This is a genomic window from Haematomicrobium sanguinis DSM 21259 (assembly GCF_000688395.1).
GTDB classification, from domain to species: domain Bacteria; phylum Actinomycetota; class Actinomycetes; order Actinomycetales; family Micrococcaceae; genus Haematomicrobium; species Haematomicrobium sanguinis.
This window is the reverse complement of sequence record NZ_JIAG01000008.1, coordinates 132,790-156,169: the sequence shown is the minus strand read 5'-3', so window position 1 is coordinate 156,169 and position 23,380 is coordinate 132,790. Positions and strand designations below refer to the sequence as shown.

Here is a 23,380-nt window from a genome sequence, read left to right as displayed (position 1 = left end):
ACACCCTATACATTCAGGTGCGGGTCACCACGTACGACAAGCGCCATGGCGGGGTTTCCCCATTCGGACATCCTGGGATCACAGGTCGGTTATCACCTCCCCCAGGCTTATCGCAGATTCCTACGTCCTTCTTCGGCTCCTAGTGCCAAGGCATCCACCGTGCGCCCTTAAAAACTTTCACCAAACGATGATCAACAAAGAACACACAAAGAAACACACAACCCCCAAAAAAAAAGGGATCCATGCTTACCTTTGCAAAATAAAAAATTAAGATGCTCGCGTCCACTATATAGTTCTCAAACAACAACCCCCACACCACACCCACCACACAACAGTGATAAGCGACCAGTGCCAGGGACACCAGAAACAACACCCCAAAAGGGCTCGTTGTTGTTTCATAACCCAACAGTGTGCCACCGCTTCACCTCGCCCCCAACGCATCAGCCGATTCCAACACCCCCGCAAAGAGGATGCGTACTACACGCCAACACACCAGAAACATGTGAGACAAAGAAATTTGTTGATATTCCACCCATGAGCGACCCACCACAACACGAACGGTTGTGAAGCAGGCCCTATAACCATGCACAACCCCACACGATTACCCGTGTAACCCGTGGGCTGTGATGTGCTCCTTAGAAAGGAGGTGATCCAGCCGCACCTTCCGGTACGGCTACCTTGTTACGACTTAGTCCCAATCGCCAGTCCCACCTTCGACGGCTCCCTCCCACAAGGGGTTAGGCCACCGGCTTCGGGTGTTACCAACTTTCGTGACTTGACGGGCGGTGTGTACAAGGCCCGGGAACGTATTCACCGCAGCGTTGCTGATCTGCGATTACTAGCGACTCCGACTTCATGGGGTCGAGTTGCAGACCCCAATCCGAACTGAGACCGACTTTTTGGGATTAGCTCCACCTCACAGTATCGCAACCCTTTGTATCGGCCATTGTAGCATGCTTGAAGCCCAAGACATAAGGGGCATGATGATTTGACGTCATCCCCACCTTCCTCCGAGTTGACCCCGGCAGTCTCCTATGAGTCCCCACCATCACGTGCTGGCAACATAGAACGAGGGTTGCGCTCGTTGCGGGACTTAACCCAACATCTCACGACACGAGCTGACGACAACCATGCACCACCTGTAAACCAGCCCCGAAGGGAAACCGCATCTCTGCGGCGGTCCGGTTCATGTCAAGCCTTGGTAAGGTTCTTCGCGTTGCATCGAATTAATCAGCATGCTCCGCCGCTTGTGCGGGCCCCCGTCAATTCCTTTGAGTTTTAGCCTTGCGGCCGTACTCCCCAGGCGGGGCACTTAATGCGTTAGCTACGGCGCGGAAAACGTGGAATGCTCCCCACACCTAGTGCCCAACGTTTACGGCATGGACTACCAGGGTATCTAATCCTGTTCGCTCCCCATGCTTTCGCTTCTCAGCGTCAGTAAATGCCCAGTAACCTGCCTTCGCCATCGGTGTTCTTCCTGATATCTGCGCATTCCACCGCTACACCAGGAATTCCAGTTACCCCTACATCACTCTAGCCTGCCCGTACCCACTGCAGACCCGGAGTTAAGCCCCGGGCTTTCACAGCAGACGCGACAAACCGCCTACAAGCTCTTTACGCCCAATAATTCCGGATAACGCTCGCACCCTACGTATTACCGCGGCTGCTGGCACGTAGTTAGCCGGTGCTTCTTCTGCCAGTACCCTCACCCGAAGGCTTGTTCCTGACTGAAAGAGGTTTACAACCCGAAGGCCGTCATCCCTCACGCGGCGTCGCTGCATCAGGCTTTCGCCCATTGTGCAATATTCCCCACTGCTGCCTCCCGTAGGAGTCTGGGCCGTGTCTCAGTCCCAGTGTGACCGGTCACCCTCTCAGGCCGGTTACCCGTCGAAGCCTTGGTAAGCCATTACCTCACCAACAAGCTGATAGGCCGCGAGCCCATCCAAAACCAAAAAATCTTTCCACCAAACACCATGCGATGAAAGGTCATATCCAGTATTAGACCCAGTTTCCCAGGCTTATCCCGAAAGTCTTGGGCAGGTTGCTCACGTGTTACTCACCCGTTCGCCACTAATCCACCAGAACAAGTTCCAGCTTCATCGTTCGACTTGCATGTGTTAAGCACGCCGCCAGCGTTCATCCTGAGCCAGGATCAAACTCTCCGTAAAAAAAATACAGAACCATAAGATTCCCAGCTGAACCACAACCACGCGACAGGGAAGCCCGCAGTCATGGCCAACCAATAAACAAAAATATTGGTATCAACAAACAAATGACACACTATTGAGATATCAAACAACAACCACACTCAACTATCTTCGAAGTTTCTTCGCTCTTCGTTCAGTGCTGTTCTAGCTTATTTCATTCAATTTCACCTTGTCAAATCGGCTATTCCTTCAAAAAGTTTCGCCATAATTGGACAATATGTAATTGAATTCACCCACACTAATATAGGCCTCAATTAATTGGATTCCTCCCGCCCCGAGGGCGTAGAGCATCGCAACCAAAATTGGCTTTGACTAGTAGGAGTGGTTTGCTTGGCTCATTGGGAGCAATCTCGGGCTGTAAGCCTCTCGATTTTGCTCACTCCGGCGCAAGCGACTCCATCTACTATACACACAGTTTGGGGCCCGCGCAACTCCAACGTTGCGCGGGCCCCTATCAACTTTGAGAAGCACGGCCACACGGCACTCGGCCGGTACTACTTCCCAATAACGGCGCGGAAGTTACCCTAGTCGTCCGCCACCGTCACGGCCGCCAAGTTGCGCTTGCCGCGCCGTAATAACGCATATTTCCCGTGGAGCAGTTCTGTGGTGTCGATCACCGCATCGGGGTCGGTGACCTTCACGTTGTTCACGTAGGCTCCGCCCTCCCCAATGGTGCGCCGCGCTTCCGAGTTGGACTTGGACAACCCGCTCGCCACAAACAACTCCACCACCCCAAGTCCAGAGGCCGGCGCAGAAACATTTTCCAGCTGCGCCGTGGCCGCCACCAGCGTGGGCTCATCCAAGGCCGTCAAGTCACCATTGCCGTAGAGCGCCTTAGACGCTTCGATCACACCCAACGCCGCCGCGTCCCCGTGCACCAGCGAGGTCACGGCAAAAGCAAGGGCCCGCTGCGCTTCGCGCGCATGCGGACGCTGGGCAACAGCCTCGTCAAAGTCAGCAATCTCGTCCCGGGTAAAGAAGGTGAACACCTTGAGCCGGTCGATCACATCTGCGTCCGCAACGTTGAGCCAGTACTGGTAGAACTCAAACGGCGAGGTCATCGTCGGGTTCAGCCAGATCGCGTTGCCCTCGCTCTTGCCGAGTTTCTTTCCGCTCGAATCCGTAATGAGCGGGGTACCCAGAGCGTGCACCGCCTTCCCCTCAACCTTGCGAATCAACTCGGTGCCGCTGGTCAGATTGCCCCACTGATCCGAACCGCCCAACTGCAGCGTGCAGCCGTACTGGCGGTAGAGCTCCAGGTAATCCAGCCCCTGAAGGATCTGGTAACTGAACTCCGCATAGGAAATACCCTCCTCCGAGTTCAGTCGCGAAGCCACGATCTCCTTCTTAATCATGGTTCCCACCCGGAAGTGCTTACCAATCTCACGCAAGAAGTCGATAGCCGAAAGCGGCGCAGTCCAATCCAGATTGTTGACCATGCGCGCAGCATGATCGCCGTTGAAGTCCAGAATCGGACGGATCTGCTCTTGCAAATCCCCCACCCAAGACGCCACCGTCTCCTTAGAATTGAGCACCCGCTCGCTCGTCATGCGCGGGTCGCCGATCAGACCGGTCGATCCGCCAACCAAAGCTAGCGGGTAGTGTCCGCCCAATTGCAAGCGCCGCACGGTCAAAAGAGCCACCAAATGGCCCAAGTGCAAGCTCGGCGCCGTCGGGTCAAAACCGCAATAGAGTGTCAGTCCCCCGTCGGCAATGGCCTTTTCCAAAGACTCGGCATCGGTGGACACATGAATGAGTCCACGCCACACGAGCTCCTGATAAAGATTCTCGAAAGACGGATCGTTGGATTGGGACGCGAGAATGTTCGCAGTCACGGCTGCGCTTGCTGTATCTGACACCCTTACAAAATACCAGCGGGCAGCTTGCCGCTAGCAATAATGCGCAAACGTTGCGTGGGCCTGGTCATCGCGACATACAGCGAACCCACCTTGCCGGCCCCGGTATCACGCAACTCTTCGGGATCGACGATCACAACGCCGTCGAACTCCAGACCCTTAGCGTCATGCGGCGCCAACACCACAATGTCTTGGCCGAAGCCGCCGGCCCCGTGCCCAACCCGGGAACCGTACTTCTTAGCGAGCGCCGCGTGCAGCGCGACAACCCGCTCCGGCGCGGCAATCACCGCGATCAAGCCGCCGTTGAGCACAGCGATTTCCTCATCCATCGCGTCCAGCAGCGCGGGCACCACCTCTGGGACCTGATCGACAATGACCGGCCAGCGTCCCTCGCGCACCGCCTGCGGGGGCGACACATCCACGCCGGCCGCCTCTGCCACGCGCACCGCCGCATCCATAATCTGCTCCGGCGTTCGGTAATTCACCGTCAACTCGTCCAACGTGAACCTCTCACCCACAAACGGTTCCAGCGCCTCGGCCCAGGACGTGGCGCCGGCCGGCGAGGACGTTTGGGCGATATCGCCCACAACGGTAAAGGACTTCAGCGGGTCGCGGCGCATCAACAGCCGCCACTGCATAGGCGAAAGTTCCTGCGCCTCATCCACCACAATGTGCCCAAACGCCCAGGTGCGGTCGCTCGCGGCGCGATCCGCCGCAGATATCTGCGACTCGGCTTGCTGATTGAACGCCACCAGCGTCTCCACATCGACCAGACCGTCCAGACCCTGCTCAGCCAAGAAACGGTTGCTATTCTCAATCGCGGCCTCGGCATTTTCCTCAGCATGCTTGCGCTCGCGTTCGGCCTCGGACTGATCCTTGCCCATTCCGGCATTGATATCGCCCAGCAATTCGGCGGCTTCGTCCAAAAGCGGCACATCGGACTCGGTCCACGGCGCATCCTCGGGCCGTTGCAAGAGCGCTTGCTCAGCCTCGCTCAGCAAACCCGCTGCGGCGGCGGCCAACCGGTGCGGTTTCTGGAAGAGATCGCGCACCAGTTTCTCGGGCGTGATCGGCATCCACGCCAGATTCAACGCCACCCGCACATCCTTCGAGGTGCGAACATCCTCGGCGACATAGGCGCGCTCGGCACTGTTGCCCGCCCCCGAGGACGCTTCAAGTTCTTCAATGACCTCATCTGTCAATTCCTTGATCAGGATCTTGACAAACGTCAGCCGGGCCTCATTGTGCGGTTTTCCGGTGGCCCGCGCCTTGTCCCGCGCGCGCTTGATCTGGGTCGGCGTCAAGAGCACCTTAGTCCCAGCAACGTTGAGCACCTGCCGCTCTTCCGGGATCCGCTCGCGATCGGCCACCGCGCGGGCAATCACCTCGGCCATGAGCGCTTGACCTTTAATACGCGCGACCTCGGGAGCGTCCTCGGCGGTGGCGTTCACGCCCGGGTACAGCTGCCCGACACTGGCCATCACCACACCGGTTTCGCCTAAGGACGGCAACACCCGTTCGATGTACTCCATGAAGAACGACGACGGTCCCACCAAAAGCACGCCAGCGGACTTTAAGCGGTCCCGGTGAGTATAGAGAAGGTAGGCGGCCCGGTGTAGCGCAACCGCGGTCTTGCCCGTGCCGGGCCCGCCTTGAACAACATGCACACCGGCCAGCGGGGCGCGAATAATCTTGTCCTGCTCGGCTTGAATGGTGCCCACAATGTCGGCCATGCGGCCGGTGCGTTTCGCATTAAGGGCCGCCAACAGCGCGCCTTCACCACGGACCGTCGTTTCGCCCGCTTCGTCCGCAAAGGTGAGGTCAAGGACCTCATCCTCTAAGCCCAAGACTTGGCGACGTTTGAGGATGAGGTGGCGTCGCCGTCGTACGCCTTGCGTATCAAAAGCCGTGGCCTGATAAAAGGTGCCGGCCTCGGGTGCGCGCCAATCCACCATGAGTTGGCGCATGTCCTCATCGGAGAGGCCAATGCGGCCAATGTAGCGACGCTCGCCGTCATCGAGGTCCAGGCGCCCAAAGACGAGCCGGTCATCCACGGCGTTGAGCTGGGCTAGCCGATCCTGGTACATCGCCGCAAAGGCATCGCGCTCGGAACGGTTTTGATAGGTTCCGCCCAGATTCTGTTTATTGACTTCTTTGAGTTGCGCACGCTTCTCCTCGCGCAACTCGTCGAGGCGCTGGTACAGGCCATCCACGTAGGTGCGTTCGCTCTCGAGTTCGCGATCGGCCGCGGAAGCCGGGCTGGAGGTCTGCAAATCCACTCATCTCCTGGTTAAGGAAAGCTGACCGTCCATTCTACAGCGATTGAGGTTAACGCGCGCGAAACTACAGGTTTTTCATGTCCTTGAGCGCCTCGGCCGTATCCGCGCGCGTTTGCTCGCGGGCGCGCAATTTTGCGTCTTCCCAGGCGCGCACCTGCGCTTGGAATTGGGCGGCGCGGGTTCGGGCGGCCAAAAAATGCCGCACCGAGAAGAACGCGATCGGAATGCCGATGAGAAGCGCCCACCATCCTAAAGTGCCCCTGAGCGCCACGAGGTTGTAGAGACCCAGCACAATGAAAAGCGCCCCGACAAGGAAGGAGAGGGCTGTGAAGAAATAGGTGACGACCGGCATTGTCACGAGTGGACCGCTTGGCTTCGGACGTCGCGGCATAGGCTGGCCGGGCCGCGGGCCGGGCTGCGGGCCGTGCTGCTGGTTGCGTTGCAGGCCGGGCTGCAGGTTGCGTTGCCGACCAGACTCGCGTCCCGCCTGCTGGTTGCCGCCGCTCATTTAATTGCTCAGCTCTGCCACCGCATCGGCGATGGGCACGTCGCCGGAAAGCACATCCAGGATCTGTTGGTTGCCCCGCCCCTCGGTGATCATGGCCGCGATAGTGCTCGCGACGTCTTCACGCGGGATGGTGCCGCGCCCAATATTGGGCACGCCGAGCCGGATTTCGCCGGTGCCTTGGTCATTCGTGAGGCCGCCCGGTCGCAGAATGGTCCACTGGAAGTCGCGTCGGAGCAAATCATCCTCGGCGGCGAGTTTGGCCACAAGGTACGCGTAAAAGACGTCATCGACGCCGTCCGGGCGCTTGCCGTCCCGCACGCCGTCCACGCCCATCGCGGAAATTTGAATAAACCGCGGCACGCCGACAAGTTCGGCGGCGTTTGCGAGCAAAACGGATGCCTGGTGGTCCACCGTGTCCTTGCGCTTCTCCCCCGAACCGGGGCCGGCACCGGCGGCGAATACGGCGACGTTCGCGTCCGCCAACACGCGGCCCACTTCGTCTTCACTCGCTTTTTCCAGGTCTAACACCGCCGGGGTCACGCCGATCGCCTCGAGCGCCTGCGCCTGGTCCGCCTTGCGGATAATGCCCACAACTTCGTGCCCCGCCTCGACGAGTTGGCGCCCTAAGAAGAGCGCGATCTGACCGTGTCCGCCCGCAATCACAATTTTCATATGTCCAGCCAAGCACGTATCACCGCGTTCATCAATGACCCCTGGCATTCCCGGTTCGCCGCGCCTCACCGCGATGTCCGATTCCCGCTAGCATCGCGGCTTCGGGGGTGCCACAGTGGAGCTATGGACTTTTGGCAGCGATACCGTGCGATCGACGCTCGCGACGAACGTTTTGACGGCCAATTCGTGACCGCGGTGCACACCACCGGCATTTACTGCCGCCCCTCGTGCCCGGCCCGCACGCCGAAACCGAGCAATGTCACGTTCTACCGCACCAGCGCCGCCGCCCACGAAGCCGGTTACCGGGCGTGCAAACGCTGCTTACCGGAAGCGGTGCCGGGAACACCCGAGTGGGATGTGCGCGGCGATATTGCCGCGCGGGCGATGCGCCTGATCAACACAGGGTTCGTGAACGAATACGGCGTCGACGGCCTCGCATCCGAGCTCGGCTACTCGTCGCGGCAACTTGGGCGTATCTTGCGAGCCGAACTCGGCGCTGGAGCGTTATCCCTGGCCCGGGCTCAGCGCGCGCAAACGGCACGCACACTCATCACGTCCACGGACATGTTGCTCGCCGATGTCGCGTTTGCCGCGGGGTTCAGTTCGGTGCGCCAATTTAACGACACGCTGCAAGAAATCTTCGACCTCAGTCCGAGCGAGATTCGGGCGCGAGCCGCCGAACGCCAACAAACTGAACGCCATAGTCGTGGTGGTTTGGGGCCTGGTCCCGCGAGTTCCATTGGCCCGGACGGCACCATATTAAGTACGACGGCGTGGCACCACCTTGGTCTGCGCCTCACCGTCCGCGCCCCTTACGATCGCGGAATATTTTCCTACCTCGCCGCGCGAAGTATTCCGGGAATCGAATGGAGCTCCCCCGAGATTCCAGATGCGGCATATGCGCGGTCGATGCGATTGCGCCATGGCGCGGCAATCTGGTGCGTTGCGCAACCCGAGGAGCGCGGCACCGCGCTGAATATGCCCCTCGAAGTATGGATCGAGAATCTCGCCGACTTGCCCGAACTCCTGGGAAATGTCCGCCGAATCCTCGATGCCGACGCTGATCCGACGGCCGTGGACGCACACTTGCGAGGGGTTCCCGGACTCGCCGAGCATGTGAACGCACACCCCGGAACCCGCGTTCCCGGTGCGGCGGATGGAACCGAGATTCTGATGCGCGCCATGATCGGTCAGCAGATTACGGTCAAGGCGGCGCTGAACCAACTGGCGGCATTATCGATGCTTGGCGACCGTGTGCCCGCTCTCCCTCACGAAAGCGTCGGGACCATCGATAGGCTGTTTCCCACCGCTCAAGCGATCGCCGAACACGGATTCGACATTCTGCGCGGCCCGTTGCGTCGCCGCGAAGCGATTGTCGGGGCGGCCGCTAAGATCGCCTCGGGCGAGCTGCATCTGAGCGTCGCCGATGATTACCGGTCACTGCGGGAAAAACTCCTGCCCCTGCCGGGCATTGGCGAGTGGACTGTCAAGTACGTCGCGATGCGCCTCACTGGAGATCCCGACATCTGCATGGACACCGACGTTGCCTTGAAAAACGGACTGCGGACGTTCAGCTCCGCTACTCCTACACAGTTCCTCGAAAAGGCGTCTCCTTGGCGAAGTTATGCACAGATTCACCTCTGGCGCCTCGCAGCGCCAGCACCTCGTGCTCCAATGGTCAGCACCACTCGTTCGTCAAGAAATGGAGAAAAGGAATGAACGCAGAGTATTTCACCTTGGGCACCCCCGACGGCCCATTCACGGTCATTGCCACCGAGGATGGCGAGGTTCTCGCCTCGGGTTGGACGGATTCGGTGAAGGAACTCGCATCCGGGATCCACTACACGCTGTCCCCGGTCGTGTTGACCGAAGGCGCACCGCGTGCAGAAATTCGGGATGCAGTCGACGCCTATTACGCCGGGGATTTGGACGCGGTCGCGGACATCCCGGTGCTGCAGAAATCGGGGCCGTTCCGCCAACACGCCTGGGATATTTTGCGCCAGGTTGGCGCCGGGGACACGATCAGTTACACGGAGTTTGCCGAGCGCAGCGGCAACCCGAAGGCGGTTCGGGCAGTTGCCAGTGCCTGCGCGAATAACTCGGCCGCGCTATTTGTGCCATGCCACCGGATTGTGCGCACCGACGGCACGCTTGGTGGATTCCGTTGGGGCTTGCCCATTAAGGAGCGCCTGTTGAAGCGGGAAGCCGAGATTCAAGCTGCCGGATGAAGCGCGCTAACTGGCGCGGGCGCGTAAAGACGATGAGCGGCTTGTCCGGCTGGGTTTCCCTGACGACGGCAAGTTTCTCGCGATAGCGGGGAATGACGTTCCACGCCCAGCGAATAATGTGCTCGTCATCCGTGAAGATACGGTGAAGCGGCGGCTCGACGTTGCCGTTCCACAGTTCTTGTCTTGTGACGCTCCGACGGATGGTGCGTTTAATGACTCGCGGCATGACAACCCATCGCGGGTAGTTCAGCCACAGCACCAGGTCCGCTGAGTCCAGGAGCCGCTCGCGAACCTGGGAGTACTGCCACTCGGTGGTCCATGCGCCGCGCGCCATGAAGGCGTCGACGTCGGATTCGAAACTGGGGCGCGGTTCCCATCCGGGCCCGTGGAAGAGAGCATCGATTTCCGTGTGCGGAATGTCTAAAATCTCGGCGAGGCGTGCCGCGAGAGTTGTCTTCCCGGACCCGGACGGCCCGGCAACAAGAATTCGACGTGCCGCGCCCACACCGTCGAGTCCAATATTGGCATAGGGCTCTTTAGCATTGGGTTGCCGAGCCGCAGAGGGCTTCTCGCCGGGAGGCCAAAGAACCGGCCTAGGCGTCATCGAGCTTCTTTTCGAGGTATGTCTTGAGGACTGCCGCCTCGTTGTCCGGCGTCTTTGCCGCATAGAGCAGGGTCAGATTCTCACCCTTCGAAGCCTGCTCCTTGGCTGTGGCAAGCAACCCCTGAACGATCTCCGTATTCGCGTCCAGCTCGGTTTTGTACTTCTCCGTGAACTCGGCAAATTTAGCCGGATCGTGGTCATACCACTTGCGCAGTTCGGTGCTCGGAGCGATGTCTTTGAGCCACTCGTTGAGATCGGCGCGTTCCTTGGACACCCCGCGCGGCCACAACCGATCGACCAGCACACGGTACCCGTCACTCGGTGCCGGGTCCTTATAGATCCGCTTCGTCTGAATCATGCTTTCACCCTACCCGCCCTGCCCAGCCCGACGCGTTTCGAGACGTACTGATTGCCTTCGATATAGAAACGGCGGGGCCAGTCGGCAGCCTTGGAAATGCCAATCCGGGTCGTCTGCACCACGTTCTCCCCAGCCTCTAATTCACCCATTTCCAGTCGCAGTGGACTCGTCCGCAGATCGTGCCCGCTCATCGCCATATCGATGCCCAAGGCTTGGGCCAGTTTCGCGGGGCCGTTCGTGATGTTCTTTCCGGTCATCCCGCGGCGCGACTCAAGCACCTCGGCCCCGATCACCGGCTCCACCGCACGCAAGAGCACCCCGGCGCCGCGGCCCTCGGTTTCCGCGACCACGTTCGCACAATAATGCATCCCATACGTGAAATAGGTGTACAGCCGTCCGCTCGGGCCAAACATCACCTTGTTGCGTTGCCGCTCTCCGCCAAAGGCGTGGCTTGCCGGGTCGCTTTCGTCATACGCTTCCGTCTCCACAATGCGCACGACCACCTCCCGACCGTCGAGTTCGCGATGGAGGGTGCAGCCCAAAAGCAATGGGGCGACCTCTTGGGCAGGGAGGTCAAGAAAGTCGGGGAACACCACGCCGCACTTAGCCGGCCGGCGTCGTCACGAGTGCATGCGTCCAGCTGCCGTCTGCTTGGCGCACATACTCCATGCGGGTGTGGTTGCGATCGAGCTTCGCCTGCAGGAATTCGAACTCGTCCGGTTCCAAGGCGTAGAGTTGCCAATCCGGATTCGGCTCGCCGGTGTAACTGGGCCGCCCCTCCCAATCGCGTTGTGATTCCTCGGCACTCAACTCCACCACGGTGCCGGTAATGCGCACTTGCCGCCCGGACTCGCGCCAGAAGAACAGCATTGACGCCCGCGCGTTTTCCGAAATTTCGATGCCCTTGCGTGAGGAACGGTGCGTCGAAAATTGGTACCCGCGCTCGTCCACATCTTTCACAATGAGTGTGCGTCCCACCGGAGTGCCGTCGGCCCGTGTTGTCATGAACGTCATCGCGCTCGGTTGGCGCGCGCCGGAGGCAATCGCCTCGTCCAGCCACTGCCGGAATAGTACGCCCGGGTCATCGGGTACCGTGTCCACATCGAGTTGCGGAAGCACATCCGGAAACGTGGGCAGTTGTCGAAGGACGTCCTTGAGGGTGCTCATGACTCCACCCTAACGCGCCGTCGCACCCGTGGCGTCTCCCCCAAGAATCTGTCCAACCACGCGGGCGATATTGGTATCTCGAAACTTAAAGCCGTGCTGTAGCAGCACGTCGGGAGCCGCGCGCTGCGAGGTGAACATCGTCTCCTCGGCGGACACCGGAAACGCCATCTCCCACACCCAGCGCGGCACGTGGAACCAGTGCGGCCGCCCGAGCGCCGAGGCAATCGCCTTGGTCAGTTCCCCCGAGGTCGACTCCACCGGTGCCGCCAGGTTGACCGGGCCGGAAATGTCCTCATTTTCCAGAATGAACCGCATCGCAGCCACTTCATCGCGCAAGCTAATCCACGGCCACACCGTATCCCCAGCGCCGAGCCGTCCGCCAAACCCCAGCCGAGATTGCAGGACTAGCGGGGTCATGACGCCGCCGGAGGCTAACACCAGCCCGGTCCGGCCAAACGCCACCCGGATCACGGCCCGAGCCGGTTCCGCCGCCGCTTCCCAGCGATGCACCACCTCGGCCAGGAACCCCGTTCCTTGCGGCGAGGACTCCGTCTGCACTTCATCCCCTCCGCCGTAGTAGGAGATCCCGGTACCGGTCAGGAAAACCCGTGGCGGGGAGTCCGCCCGGGCGATTGACTCGGCCAGGGTGCGTGTCGCATTGACGCGAGACTCCGCTATTTTCAGTTGGTAACCGCGTGTCCACGGCACCTTGGCGATCGGTGCGCCGCTCAAATTGACGATCGCGTCCGCCCATTCAACGGCGGCCGGATCGATTGCGCCCGTGGACGGATCCCAGCCAAAACGGGATGCCCCCGCGTGGTCTTCGGCTAAGGAGTGCGCCCCTCGAGGTTCGCCTCGCACCAGCGTCGCCACCTGGTGACCGGCGTCGTGAAGCTCTCGTTGCAGAGCAGAACCAATCAATCCGCTGGCCCCGGATATCAGTACCTTCATGCCACACTCACCTTCGACGTCGTTACTCGGTCCCCCATTGTTCTGGTGCCGGTGCGCGCCCGTGGTGCGCATCGCCGTCGTACCTTTCTTAGGTTAGCCCCCGTACATGATGTCTTCTACGGTGCGGGTGATTTCGGCGATCTTCGCGTAGGACTGGCCCTTGGTCATGACGGTGATCACGTAGTCGCCGCCGGGGTGGACCACGATTCCGGAGTCGTTGACGTAATCCCACAGGAAACCGACCTTGTCATAGACGGCGCCGGAGCTGCCGGTGGGGATGCCGTAGCGGAACGGGTGGCGCCCCAGGTTGGTGATGAGGCGGTCCTTGTTGGCGCCGGAGACCAGGGTGTCGTTGTACATGCCCACCATGAATTTGGTGAGGTCGTTGGCGCTGGTGACGGTGGCCGAGCCGTCGGTCGAGAACTTGGTGGCCCTGGAAAAGCCCTTGTCCCAAATGAATTTGTTGACGTTGTCGCGGCCAAATTCCCGCAGCCATTCCTCCGCGCACGGGTTAGTGGAATCCACGGTCATGCGGTCGAAGCAACCGGCGACATCGGTGCCCTGCCCGGGGACCTGATCGCCCCAGGACATTTTGCCCTTGTTGATTTGGTCAAAGAGGTAGAGGGCGACGAAGAGTTTGTAATCGCTGGCCGAGACGCGCGATTCGCTCCCGCGCGTACTCGCGGACCATTTTTCACCCTCGAGCTGTTGTAGCGAGACGGTGACGTTCATGTCCCGGCCGAGCGTGTCAACGTAGGCTTGCAGGCCTTTCTCGCTGTGCGTGAAGGTTTCGTTGTAGATCGCCGGGAGTTCGGTGACGGTCAGTTGCGCGCCGATGGTGAGCTTGGGGGCGTCTTTCAGAACGTTGTCGGAGATCGCTTGGACAAGTTGGTCGGTGGCGAGGATCGCGGCGGGTTCACCCTTCTCGCGTTTGGTTTCCTCGCCGTCCACCACGGTCACCACGTCCGCTTTGCCCTCGCTGGACAGCTCCTTGTTGAGCCCGTCGACGTAGGCGCGGATCGCGTCTTGGTTCGCGGTGAGGGCCGGTTTGTCGCCGCCCGTGTCCACGCTGATCCAGTCGGCAACCTGTTTCGGCTCGACCTTTATGGGCTCTTGTGCGCCTTCGATAACGGTGGGGCGCTTGACGATCGCGGCCGCCTCTTGTTGCACCTGGGAGAGCGCTTGGGCGGTGATTTGCGGTTGCTCTTCCGTTGCGTTGGCGTCGACGGCGGTGGTCCCGCCGAAAGCGATGGGCGTGTCCTCGAGTTGCTGGGCGAGAGCGGATGCGTCCACCTTTTGACCGGATTTTTCCGCGCTGACTGTGACGTCGGTGCCAGTGACCGTGAGTTTCGCGTCGGTGGGTGTGACGCTCAGCTCCTTTGCGGCGGCGGCAGTGCGCTCGGTGAGCCGTGCCGTGTCAAAGGTCGCGGTGAGGGCGGTGACCTGCGGGCGCTGAAATAGGATGGAGAAGGGGATGAACCGTTGCTCTTGCGGGTAGTCGCTGAGAGTTTTAAAGGTGGCGTCGGGGTCTACGGTGGCACCAAAATTCTCCAGCGAATCCGAGGTCGATTTGCCCATGGGCGCCTCGATCGAGATGGTGGCGCTGTCCGCCGCTTGTTGTGTGCGTTGAGTGATCTCGCTGTAGCTTTGCCAGCCCACACTCTCGCCATTAATCTCGGCGAAAGGTAGCGCCTGCTCCTTCGGGTAGAGCAATTGCAACGTGATCACGGTGCCAAGGATGAGCACGAGCGCGCCCACAATGCTCCACACCCATATTTTGGTGCGGCGCTTCTTGGTGCGCGCAGGCTCCTTCGGCTTTTCGCCCGCAAACGGCTCCAACAATGTGGTCATGAATGGCACACTCCTTGACGTTCCTCGACAAGGGTATTGAAGGTTTTCGGCGATCGGTTACCGGCGCGCACGCGTGTAATGGATTTGTGATGTGGGTTAGGCCTGCCAGGTGAGCGCGTTGAGCTGGTCTTTCAGGGCCGCCATTTGACGTTCGACGGCGTGTGGTGCCGTTCCGCCTTGTGCGTTGCGTGAATCGAGGGAACCTTGGGTGGAAAGAACCGTGCGCACCTCGGGGGTGAGGTGCGGGGAAATGTTCTGGTAGTCCTCATCGGTGAGGTCCCACAGTTCGACGTTTTTGCTTTCGGCGAGCTTGACCGCCTCCCCGGCCAGTTCGTGGGCTTGGCGGAATGGGACCTTCTGGCGGACGAGCCACTCGGCAATATCGGTGGCCAGCGCAAACCCTTGCGGGGCGAGTTCTGCCATCCGCACGGTGTTAAAGGTGAGGGTGGCGATCATGCCGTGCACTGCTGGAAGGAGGACTTCCAGCGTGTCAATCGCGTCAAAGATCGGTTCCTTGTCTTCTTGAAGGTCGCGGTTGTAGGCGAGCGGCTGGGCTTTCAGGGTGGCGAGCAGGCCGGTGAGATCCCCGATGAGTCTCCCGGCCTTGCCGCGGGCGAGTTCGGCGACATCGGGGTTCTTTTTTTGCGGCATGATCGAGGAGCCGGTGGAGAACGCGTCATCGAGGGTGACAAAGGAGAACTCTTTGGTGGCCCAGATAATGATTTCCTCGCTGATCCGCGAAATGTCGACGCCGATCATGGCGGCCACCCACGCGAATTCGGCGTACACATCACGCGCGGCGGTGCCGTCGATGGAGTTCCAGGTTGCCGAGTCGAAGCCGAGTTCTTCGGCGACGGCGTTCGGGTCTAGCCCTAAAGAACTGCCCGCGAGGGCACCGGAGCCGTAGGGTGAGACCGCGGCGCGCGTGTCCCAATCCTCCAGTCTTTGCAGGTCCCGGGTGAGCGCCCAAGCGTGAGCGAGCAAATGGTGGGAAAGCAGGACCGGTTGGGCGTGTTGGAGGTGGGTGCGCCCGGGCATGGGGGCACCCAGGTGTTCGTGGGCTTGGGCGACGAGCGCGTCAATGGTCTTGCGCACCTCGCTGGCGATGATTCGTGCGTGTTCGCGCAGGTACATGCGCCCGAGGGTTGCGATCTGGTCGTTGCGGGAGCGCCCGGCGCGCAGTTTCCCGCCGAGCTCGGAGCCGGCGCGTTCAATGAGCCCGCGCTCCAGGGCTCCGTGCACGTCCTCATCGGTTTCGGCGGCGATGAACGCCCCGGATTCCACGTCGGCGGCAAGTTGATCGAGGGCTTCGAGCATGCCTTGGAGTTCGGCGTCATCGAGAAGCCCGGCACGGTGTAGCACCCGGGCGTGCGCGCGGGATCCGGCAATGTCATGCAGGGCGAGCCGCCAATCAAAGTGCGTCGACTTGCTGAGCGCGGCCAGCGCATCGGCGGGGCCGCCGCTAAAACGGCCACCCCAGAGCGAGCCCTCGTTGGTTCCGGTGTTTTTAGTACCCCCGGGCGAGGTGAGTGGGGCGCTGTGGTGCGGGGCGTCGTCGTGCGTCATGGTAAAAAACTCTCTCCCTTAAAAATCGACTGTGCAGAACACGCACGCGACACGCCGTGCAAGTGTGCATTATCTGCACAGTCGATTTCGAGTGTGCGGTTACGTGACCGGGTTGCGCTCGTCGCGTTCGGTCGCGACCTTGGAGGACAGCCCGAAAATGTCGATGAAACCGCGGGCCGAGGACTGGTCGAAGCTGTCGCCGGTGTCATAGGTGGCGAGGTTGAAATCGTACAATCCGGTGTCGGAGCGGCGGCCCTGAACCGTGGCGCGGCCGCCGTGCAGTTCCAGGCGAATATCGCCGTTGACCCACTTTTGCGTGTCGTCGATGAAGGTGTCCAGTGAGCGCTTGAGCGGGGAGAACCACTGGCCGTCGTAGACGAGTTCGGTCCAGCGCTGGCCCACGGTTTTCTTGAACCGGGCGAGTTCGCGCTCCACGGTCACGTTTTCCAGTTCCTTGTGCGCGGCGATGAGGGCCATCGCGCCGGGTGCCTCATAGATTTCGCGGCTCTTAATGCCCACCAGCCGGTCCTCGACAATGTCGATCCGGCCCACGCCCTGCGCGCCGGCGCGGCGGTTGAGCTCTTGAATGGCCTGCAATGGGGTGACCTCTTGGCCATCGAGCGCCACCGGGATGCCCTCTTTAAAGGTAATGGTCACCACGTCCGGCGCAGGCGAGTTTTCTGGAGAGTCGGTGTAATCGTAAACGTCTTTGGTGGGCCCGTTCCAAATGTCCTCCAAGAACCCGGTTTCCACCGCACGCCCCCACACGTTTTGGTCAATCGAGAACGGGTTCTTTTTGGTGGTCTCAATGGGCAGGTTGTTCGCTTCTGCGTAGTCGATCGCCTTGTCCCGGGTGAGCGCTAGGTCACGCACCGGGGCAATGCACTTCAAGTCCGGTCCGAGCGTCTGGATGCCGACTTCAAAGCGCACTTGGTCGTTGCCCTTCCCGGTGCACCCGTGCGCCACGGTGGTGGCACCGAACTCGCGGGCCGCTTTGACCAAGTGTTTGACGATCACCGGGCGTGATACCGCGGACACTAGCGGGTAGGCGTCCATGTATAGTGCATTCGCCTTAAGCGCCGGCATGCAGTATTCGCTAGCGAACTCGTCACGCGCATCCGCCACATACGCCTCGACGGCACCGCAGTCCAGGGCGCGCTGACGCACCGTTTCCAGCGACTCGCCGCCCTGCCCCACGTCCACGGCCACCGCCACAACCTCGGCACCGGTAGCCTCGCCGATCCACCCGATCGCGACCGAGGTGTCCAGCCCGCCCGAATATGCAAGCACAATTCTTTCTGCCATGAGTTTTGTCCTTAATTCTCTGTTGTTGAATGATTATCGGAGGCCCACGCGATAAACCGCGCGGCCACTTTTGCGCCGCCGTCCGCATCGCGGGTGATCACCATAATGGTGTCGTCCCCGGCGATGGTGCCAATAATGTCGGGTAGCCGGGAATGGTCAATGGCGAGCGCCAAATAATTTGCGGCCCCCGGCGGCGTGCGCAACACCACCAGGTTCGCGCTCGCCTCGGCGGACACCAACACCTCGCCGCAGAGGCGGATCAGCCGGGCGTCCAGCAATTCTTGATTGATTCCGTTTTGTGGGGACCGGTCGCCACCCTCGGCCGGAACCGCGTACACGAGCACCCCATTTTCGCCGCGCATCCGCACCGCGCCGACCTCGACAAGGTCCCGGGAGAGCGTCGCCTGCGTGACCTGCACTCCCTTTTCGGCCAGCTGTTCGGCAAGCTCGGCCTGCGAACGCACCTGACCGGTCGTCAAAATGGCGCGGATGAGCTGCTGCCGGGCGGTCTTGCTGGTGGCGGTAATCGCTTCCGAACTCACGCCCCCTCCTGCATGCGCTTGGTCTCGGCGAGAAGCCACACGAGGAGCGCCTTCTGCGCGTGCAACCGGTTCTCGGCCTCGTCCCACACCGCCGATTGCTCACCGTCAATGACGTCCGCCTCGATCTCAAAGCCACGGTAGGCGGGCAGGCAATGAAGCACGACGGCGTCTTCCGCACCGAGTGCCAACACCTCCTTGGTCACGGCAAACGGTTGGAAAATCGCGGTGCGCTCGGCCTTTTCATCCTCCTGGCCCATGGAGACCCACGTGTCGGTGGCAATGACATCGGCGCCGGTCGCCGCGAGTTTCACGTCATTGGTGACCAGGACGCTGCCGCCGGTCTCGTCGGCGCGCTCTTCGGCGTCCCGAATCACCGATTCGTCCGGTTGGTGACCTTCGGGGGCACAGATGCGCACGTGCATTCCCGCGGTGACTCCGCCGAGCAAGTAGGAGTTCGCCATATTGTTGGCGCCGTCGCCAAAGTACGCGAGTGTCAAGCCTTGAGTATCGCCCTTGTATTCGCGGATGGTCTGCAGGTCCGCAAGGATCTGGCAGGGGTGGTAGTCATCCGAGAGCGCATTGATCACCGGTACCGAGGAATTGGCCGCCATCTCTTCCAAACCTGCCTGGGCAAAGGTGCGCCATACGATCGCCGCAACCTGGCGCTCCAGGACCTTCGCGGTGTCTGCAATCGACTCCTTGTGCCCCAGTTGCGACTCCCCTGCCCCAATAATGAGCGGGTTGCCGCCAAGATCGGCGATGCCGGTCGCAAAAGACACCCGGGTGCGGGTCGAGGTCTTGTCAAAGATGACCGCAACGGTCTTGCGACCGCGCCCTTTTCCGGCGAGGGCCTGTGACTTGTAGGGGTCGATCTTGAGTTCATCGGCCAGATCCAGGACTTCGCGTTGCTCGTCCGGGGTGAGGTCCGTGTCGACAAGGAAGTGACGCACGGCAGGGAAACCGTCGGTATCGTGTTCTTCGGGGACGGGAAATTCACTCATGCGTTTTCTCCTTGGCTGGCGGTGGTGCTGACCTCGGCCAGCAGGGAATCAAAGGCGTCGATAAAGGTTTGGGCGTCGCGCGAGGAGAGGTTGAGCGGGGGCGCCACCCGGATGGTGTCCTCGCGCGCGGCATTGATAATGAACCCCTCTTCCAGCGCCGCGGCGGCCAGTTCCTTCGCAACGGGTTTTTCCAGGGTGATACCGATCAACAGGCCAAAGGCACGAACCTCGGCCACCCCCTTGAGCTCTTCGATCGAGCGAGCAATGTGAGCGCCCAAGTCCCGCGCGTGTTCAAGCAGACCTTCGCGTTCAATGATGGTGAGCGTGCCGAGGGCGGCCGCGGCCGCGACCGGGTTCCCGCCAAACGTGGTGCCGTGGCTGCCCGGGGCCAGAATCTGGGAGACTGATTGCCCAATACAGATCATCGCGCCAATCGGGAATCCGCCGCCCAAGCCTTTCGCCAGGGTGATGACATCGGGGAGATCCTCCGGCGCGAACACCGCGGGCGGTTCGGCGCCGTCCATAAACCGCTCCGGGTAAGCCAACCAATTGCCGGTCCTGCCCGCACCGGTTTGCACCTCGTCCACGATCAACAAAGCACCCCGGTCCCGGGTGACGCTCCGTGCCGAACGCAAGAACGCGCCGTCGAGCTTCACTACCCCAGCCTCACCCTGGATGGGCTCGAGGATGAGCGCCGCGCAGCGCTCATCCACCTCGCGTTCCAGGGCCGCAGCATCATTCGGGTCGATGTGCACCACGGGGCCCGGAAGCGGTTCAAAGGGGGCGCGGAAGGCCTCTTTCGCGGTGACCGAGAGTGCGCCGAGCGTGCGGCCGTGGAAGCCGCCGGTGAGCGCGACGATCTTGGTGCGCTTTGGATCCTGTGCGTTGCCGAAGGCGCGCGCGAGTTTGAGCGCCGCCTCATTCGCTTCGGTGCCGGAGTTGGTGAAGAACACCGTGGAGCCCTCCGGCGCGTTGGCGAGAGTCAGGAGCTTTTCGGCGAGCGCAATTTGTCCCGGGCTCGTGAAAAGGTTGGAGATGTGCCCTAAGGTGGCGAGCTGGCTCGTGATGATGGAGGAGAGCGCGGGGTGCGCGTGGCCGAGCGCGTTCACCGCGATTCCGGCGAGCAGGTCGAGGTATTCCTTGCCGTCCGCGTCCCAGACGCGGGAGCCGTAGCCGCGCACCAGAACACGTTGCGGGGTGCCGAAGACGTTGGTGAGTGCGCCCTGGTAGCGGGCGAGGAGTTCTTGGTTGCCGCCGGGGGTAGCGCCCGGGTTGGCGGGGTCGAGGTCGGCGGTGAGGCCGAGGCTGACGATTTCACTCATGGGTGCCTCCGGTGCGGTGAGTGTCGGTGCCGGCCGGGACCACTTGGGTGCCGATGCCGGCGTTGGTGAAGGTTTCCAGGAGGACGGAGTGCGGAAGGCGCCCGTCCACAATCGCGGCGCGCGGAACGCCGTTGTCCACGGCCTCCAGGCACGCCGACATTTTGGGGATCATCCCGGAAACTAGGCCGGGGATCATGGTGCGCAGTTCATCCGCGCCGATGCTGGAAATAAGCGAGTTTTTGTCCGGCCACGCGGCGTAGAGGCCCTCGACGTCGGTGAGCATCAGCAGGCGTTCGGCGCCGAGGGCGATGGCGACGGCGGCCGCAGCGGTGTCCGCGTTGACGTTCAGCACCGATTCCGGGACGCCGATTTCCGGGGCGACGGTGGAAATCACGGGGATGCGGCCGGCGTCCAAGAGGTCGAGGATCGCTCCCGGGTTCACGCCCGTCACTTCCCCAACCTGGCCGACGTCAATCCTTACGCCGTCCACCGTGGCGTGCGTGCGGGTGGCTTGAAGCAGGCCGCCGTCTTCGCCGGAGAGTCCCACCGCGTAGGCGCCGTGCGCGTTGATGAGTCCCACCAATTCCCGGGACACTTGGCCCGTCAGCACCATGCGAACCACATCCATGGTTTCCTGTGTGGTGACGCGCAGGCCCCCGCGGAACTCGCTTTCAATGCCGAGCTTGGTGAGCATCGCGTTGATTTGCGGGCCGCCGCCGTGCACCACGACCGGCTTGATGCCCACATGGTGCAAAAACACGACGTCTTCGGCGAAGGCGCGGCGCAAGTCATCATTGATCATGGCGTTGCCGCCGTATTTGATGACCATGGTCGAGCCGGCAAACTGTTGAATCCACGGAAGCGCTTCAACGAGGGTTTCGGCCTGCAGGTGCGCGCGCTTCAGGGTTTCGGCGGCGAGATTGCGCGGCTCGGCGGTGCCGCTGGTGGCGCTGGCGGGGTTCGCCCCGGTCTGACTTGTGGACATACAGAGAATATACATCCGCACGCATATTTATTCAAACGGGCTTGCGGGCCAGCGCCGCGCTTTCCTCGTCGGTGAATAATCGCGAGCGAATCAAGAACCGTTTCCCCAGCGGCGCCTCGACGCTGAATCCGCTCCCGCGGCCATCCACCACGTCAATGGTCAAATGCGTGTGCTTCCAGTATTCGAACTGCGAGGCAGACATGTAGACCGGAACCTCGTCCCCCAGCCCGGGCACCTCGAGCGATCCCAGCAACACGTCCGAGGCGCCCACCCGGAACATCCCCACCGGATAGCACATGGGCGAGCTTCCGTCGCAGCAGCCGCCGGATTGGTGAAACATGAGCGGGCCGTGCGTGGCGGCCAGGTCCCGCAGCAGCTCGGCCGCTGCGGGACTGACATCCACCCGATGCACCATCGAGGCCACGGCCTAGAAGAACCCCAGCTCTTGGTCCGAGTAGCTCACCAGCATGTTCTTGGTCTGCTGATAATGGTCCAGCATCATCTTGTGGTTTTCGCGGCCGATACCGGACTGTTTGTATCCGCCAAAGGCAGCGTGCGCCGGGTAGGCGTGATACGTGTTGCACCACACCCGTCCCGCTTCAATGGCGCGGCCCGCATGGTAGAGCGTGTTGTTATCGCGCGTCCACACCCCTGCGCCGAGACCGTACAGCGTGTCATTGGCGATGGAGATCGCGTCATCATAGTCCCGGAAGCTGGTCAGCGAGAGCACCGGCCCGAAGATTTCCTCCTGGAACAGCCGCATCGAATTGTTGCCGCGGAATACGGTGGGTTGCACGTAATACCCCTCGGCAAGGTCGCCGTCGAGTTCGGCGCGGCCACCGCCAATGAGCACCTCGGCGCCTTCTTGGCGGCCAATGTCGATATAGGAGAGAATCTTTTCGAGTTGGTCGTTGGAGGCCTGCGCGCCAACCTGGGTGTCGGTATCCAACGGGTTGCCCTGCTTCATGGCCTTGACCCGCTCCAGCGCATCCCCCACAAACTGGTCAAAGATCGACTCTTGCACCAGCGCCCGGCTCGGACACGTGCACACCTCGCCCTGGTTGAGCGCGAAGAGCGCGAAACCTTCCAGTGCTTTGGAGTAGTAGTCATCTTGGGCCAGGGCCACGTCGGCAAAGAAAATGTTGGGACTCTTGCCGCCAAGTTCCAGGGTGACCGGGATCAGGTTCTCGCTCGCATATTGCATGACGAGCCGTCCCGTGGTGGTTTCACCGGTGAATGCGACTTTGCGGATCCGCGGATGCGACGCCAGCGGCGCGCCCGCTTCAATGCCGAAGCCGTTGACAATGTTCACCACGCCCGGCGGAATCAGATCCGCGATAAGTTCCATCAGCACGTGGATCGAGGCCGGTGTCTGCTCGGCGGGTTTCAACACCACGCAGTTTCCGGCCGCGAGCGCCGGGGCGAGCTTCCAGGTGGCCATCAGCAGCGGGAAGTTCCACGGAATGATCTGGGCCACCACGCCCAGCGGTTCGTGGAAATGGTAGGCAACAGTCTCCTCGTCCAGTTGCGAGATGCCGCCCTCTTGCGCCCGGATCGCCGAGGCGAAATACCGGAAGTGGTCTGCCGCAAGTGGCAAGTCTGCGGCAAGCGCCTCTCGAATGGGTTTGCCGTTGTCCCACACCTCGGCGACCGCCAGGTCATCGATATTCGCTTCGATGCGGTCGGCAATTTTTAGCAGGATATTGGCGCGCTCGGTCGGCGACGTCTTAGACCAGGACGCGAAGGCACCCCATGCCGCGTCCACCGCCTTGTCGACGTCCTCGGCATTTCCGCGGGCGATCGTCGTGAAAACCTTCCCGTTGACCGGGCTAATATCCTCGAAGTACTCGCCGGAACTCGGCGGCACCCACTGGCCGCCAATGAAATTGTCGTAGCGATCCTTGAAGTTGAACGGTGCCGTGCTCTGTTCCGGCGCTGCATAAACGGTCATCACATCTCCTTTGAATATGACCCTCGC

At 61.4% G+C, this 23,380-nt stretch carries 20 protein-coding genes and 2 rRNA genes; 2 read left to right on the top strand and 20 right to left on the bottom strand.

The features are described 5' to 3' along the window. From O148_RS0108855 to O148_RS0108830, 6 genes are all read right to left on the bottom strand, one after another. A 23S ribosomal RNA gene (locus tag O148_RS0108855) occupies positions 1–181 on the bottom strand; the annotation flags it as partial. 458 nt (positions 182–639) lie between these two features. Next, positions 640–2,168 (bottom strand): 16S ribosomal RNA (locus O148_RS0108850). A 563-nt stretch (positions 2,169–2,731) separates the two neighbouring features. Beyond that, the gene (tyrS, locus tag O148_RS0108845) at positions 2,732–4,066 is read right to left on the bottom strand and encodes a tyrosine--tRNA ligase (protein WP_240470837.1); all 1,335 of its coding nucleotides are present in this window, start codon (positions 4,064–4,066) and stop codon (positions 2,732–2,734) included. 2 nt (positions 4,067–4,068) lie between these two features. After that, positions 4,069–6,342 (bottom strand): HelD family protein, encoded by a 2,274-nt coding sequence (locus tag O148_RS0108840; RefSeq protein WP_240470836.1) that lies wholly within the window; start codon positions 6,340–6,342, stop codon positions 4,069–4,071. Between the two features lie 64 nt (positions 6,343–6,406). Further along, positions 6,407–6,850 (bottom strand): DUF308 domain-containing protein, encoded by a 444-nt coding sequence (locus tag O148_RS0108835; RefSeq protein WP_026530620.1) that lies wholly within the window; start codon positions 6,848–6,850, stop codon positions 6,407–6,409. Continuing rightward, a complete protein-coding gene (locus O148_RS0108830) occupies positions 6,851–7,522 on the bottom strand; it encodes an SDR family oxidoreductase (RefSeq protein WP_026530619.1) in 672 nt (223 codons plus the stop codon). Positions 7,523–7,645: 123 nt separating this feature from the next. Between O148_RS0108830 and O148_RS0108825 the strand changes: the two genes are divergently transcribed. Next, a complete protein-coding gene (locus O148_RS0108825; protein ID WP_026530618.1) occupies positions 7,646–9,241 on the top strand; it encodes a DNA-3-methyladenine glycosylase 2 family protein in 1,596 nt (531 codons plus the stop codon). Next, positions 9,238–9,750, top strand: a complete 513-nt coding sequence (locus tag O148_RS0108820) for a methylated-DNA--[protein]-cysteine S-methyltransferase (RefSeq protein ID WP_026530617.1) — start codon at positions 9,238–9,240, stop codon at positions 9,748–9,750. Before O148_RS0108825 ends, O148_RS0108820 begins: the two co-directional genes overlap by 4 nt. On the opposite strand, the gene O148_RS0108815 is transcribed toward O148_RS0108820, so the two are convergent. The 14 genes from O148_RS0108815 to exaC all read right to left on the bottom strand — a co-directional run bounded on the left by O148_RS0108815 (position 9,701) and on the right by exaC (position 23,353). Further along, positions 9,701–10,354: a P-loop NTPase family protein gene (locus tag O148_RS0108815; protein ID WP_240470835.1), complete on the bottom strand. Its 654-nt coding sequence runs from the start codon at positions 10,352–10,354 to the stop codon at positions 9,701–9,703. The genes O148_RS0108820 and O148_RS0108815 overlap by 50 nt on opposite strands. Beyond that, positions 10,344–10,712 (bottom strand): DUF488 domain-containing protein, encoded by a 369-nt coding sequence (locus O148_RS0108810; RefSeq protein WP_026530615.1) that lies wholly within the window; start codon positions 10,710–10,712, stop codon positions 10,344–10,346. Before O148_RS0108810 ends, O148_RS0108815 begins: the two co-directional genes overlap by 11 nt. After that, positions 10,709–11,308, bottom strand: a complete 600-nt coding sequence (locus O148_RS15805; protein ID WP_051620040.1) for a DNA-3-methyladenine glycosylase — start codon at positions 11,306–11,308, stop codon at positions 10,709–10,711. The genes O148_RS0108810 and O148_RS15805 overlap by 4 nt, the downstream gene beginning before the upstream one ends. Before the next feature lie 7 nt (positions 11,309–11,315). After that, positions 11,316–11,879, bottom strand: coding sequence for a pyridoxine/pyridoxamine 5'-phosphate oxidase (locus O148_RS0108800; RefSeq protein WP_026530614.1), 564 nt, complete (start codon positions 11,877–11,879; stop codon positions 11,316–11,318). Positions 11,880–11,888: 9 nt separating this feature from the next. Further along, positions 11,889–12,830 carry a TIGR01777 family oxidoreductase gene (locus O148_RS0108795; protein WP_026530613.1) on the bottom strand — a complete coding sequence of 314 codons (942 nt, stop codon included), beginning with the start codon at positions 12,828–12,830 and terminating at the stop codon, positions 11,889–11,891. A gap of 93 nt (positions 12,831–12,923) precedes the next feature. Then, positions 12,924–14,681 (bottom strand): serine hydrolase, encoded by a 1,758-nt coding sequence (locus O148_RS0108790; RefSeq protein WP_026530612.1) that lies wholly within the window; start codon positions 14,679–14,681, stop codon positions 12,924–12,926. Between the two features lie 96 nt (positions 14,682–14,777). After that, the gene (gene argH / locus O148_RS15800; protein WP_051620038.1) at positions 14,778–16,247 is read right to left on the bottom strand and encodes an argininosuccinate lyase; all 1,470 of its coding nucleotides are present in this window, start codon (positions 16,245–16,247) and stop codon (positions 14,778–14,780) included. 99 nt (positions 16,248–16,346) lie between these two features. Beyond that, the gene (locus O148_RS0108780; protein WP_026530611.1) at positions 16,347–17,552 is read right to left on the bottom strand and encodes an argininosuccinate synthase; all 1,206 of its coding nucleotides are present in this window, start codon (positions 17,550–17,552) and stop codon (positions 16,347–16,349) included. An 11-nt stretch (positions 17,553–17,563) separates the two neighbouring features. After that, positions 17,564–18,094, bottom strand: coding sequence for an arginine repressor (locus O148_RS0108775; protein ID WP_026530610.1), 531 nt, complete (start codon positions 18,092–18,094; stop codon positions 17,564–17,566). Further along, a complete protein-coding gene (argF, locus tag O148_RS0108770) occupies positions 18,091–19,095 on the bottom strand; it encodes an ornithine carbamoyltransferase (protein ID WP_051620037.1) in 1,005 nt (334 codons plus the stop codon). Before argF ends, O148_RS0108775 begins: the two co-directional genes overlap by 4 nt. Beyond that, positions 19,092–20,417: an acetylornithine transaminase gene (locus O148_RS15795; RefSeq protein WP_075204334.1), complete on the bottom strand. Its 1,326-nt coding sequence runs from the start codon at positions 20,415–20,417 to the stop codon at positions 19,092–19,094. Before O148_RS15795 ends, argF begins: the two co-directional genes overlap by 4 nt. Next, positions 20,410–21,402 carry an acetylglutamate kinase gene (argB, locus tag O148_RS0108760; RefSeq protein WP_084157226.1) on the bottom strand — a complete coding sequence of 331 codons (993 nt, stop codon included), beginning with the start codon at positions 21,400–21,402 and terminating at the stop codon, positions 20,410–20,412. The genes O148_RS15795 and argB overlap by 8 nt, the downstream gene beginning before the upstream one ends. 31 nt (positions 21,403–21,433) lie before the next feature. Beyond that, positions 21,434–21,817 carry a DUF779 domain-containing protein gene (locus O148_RS0108755; protein WP_026530607.1) on the bottom strand — a complete coding sequence of 128 codons (384 nt, stop codon included), beginning with the start codon at positions 21,815–21,817 and terminating at the stop codon, positions 21,434–21,436. A 12-nt stretch (positions 21,818–21,829) separates the two neighbouring features. Continuing rightward, a complete protein-coding gene (gene exaC, locus O148_RS0108750) occupies positions 21,830–23,353 on the bottom strand; it encodes an acetaldehyde dehydrogenase ExaC (RefSeq protein ID WP_026530606.1) in 1,524 nt (507 codons plus the stop codon). Positions 23,354–23,380: the final 27 nt, after the last annotated feature.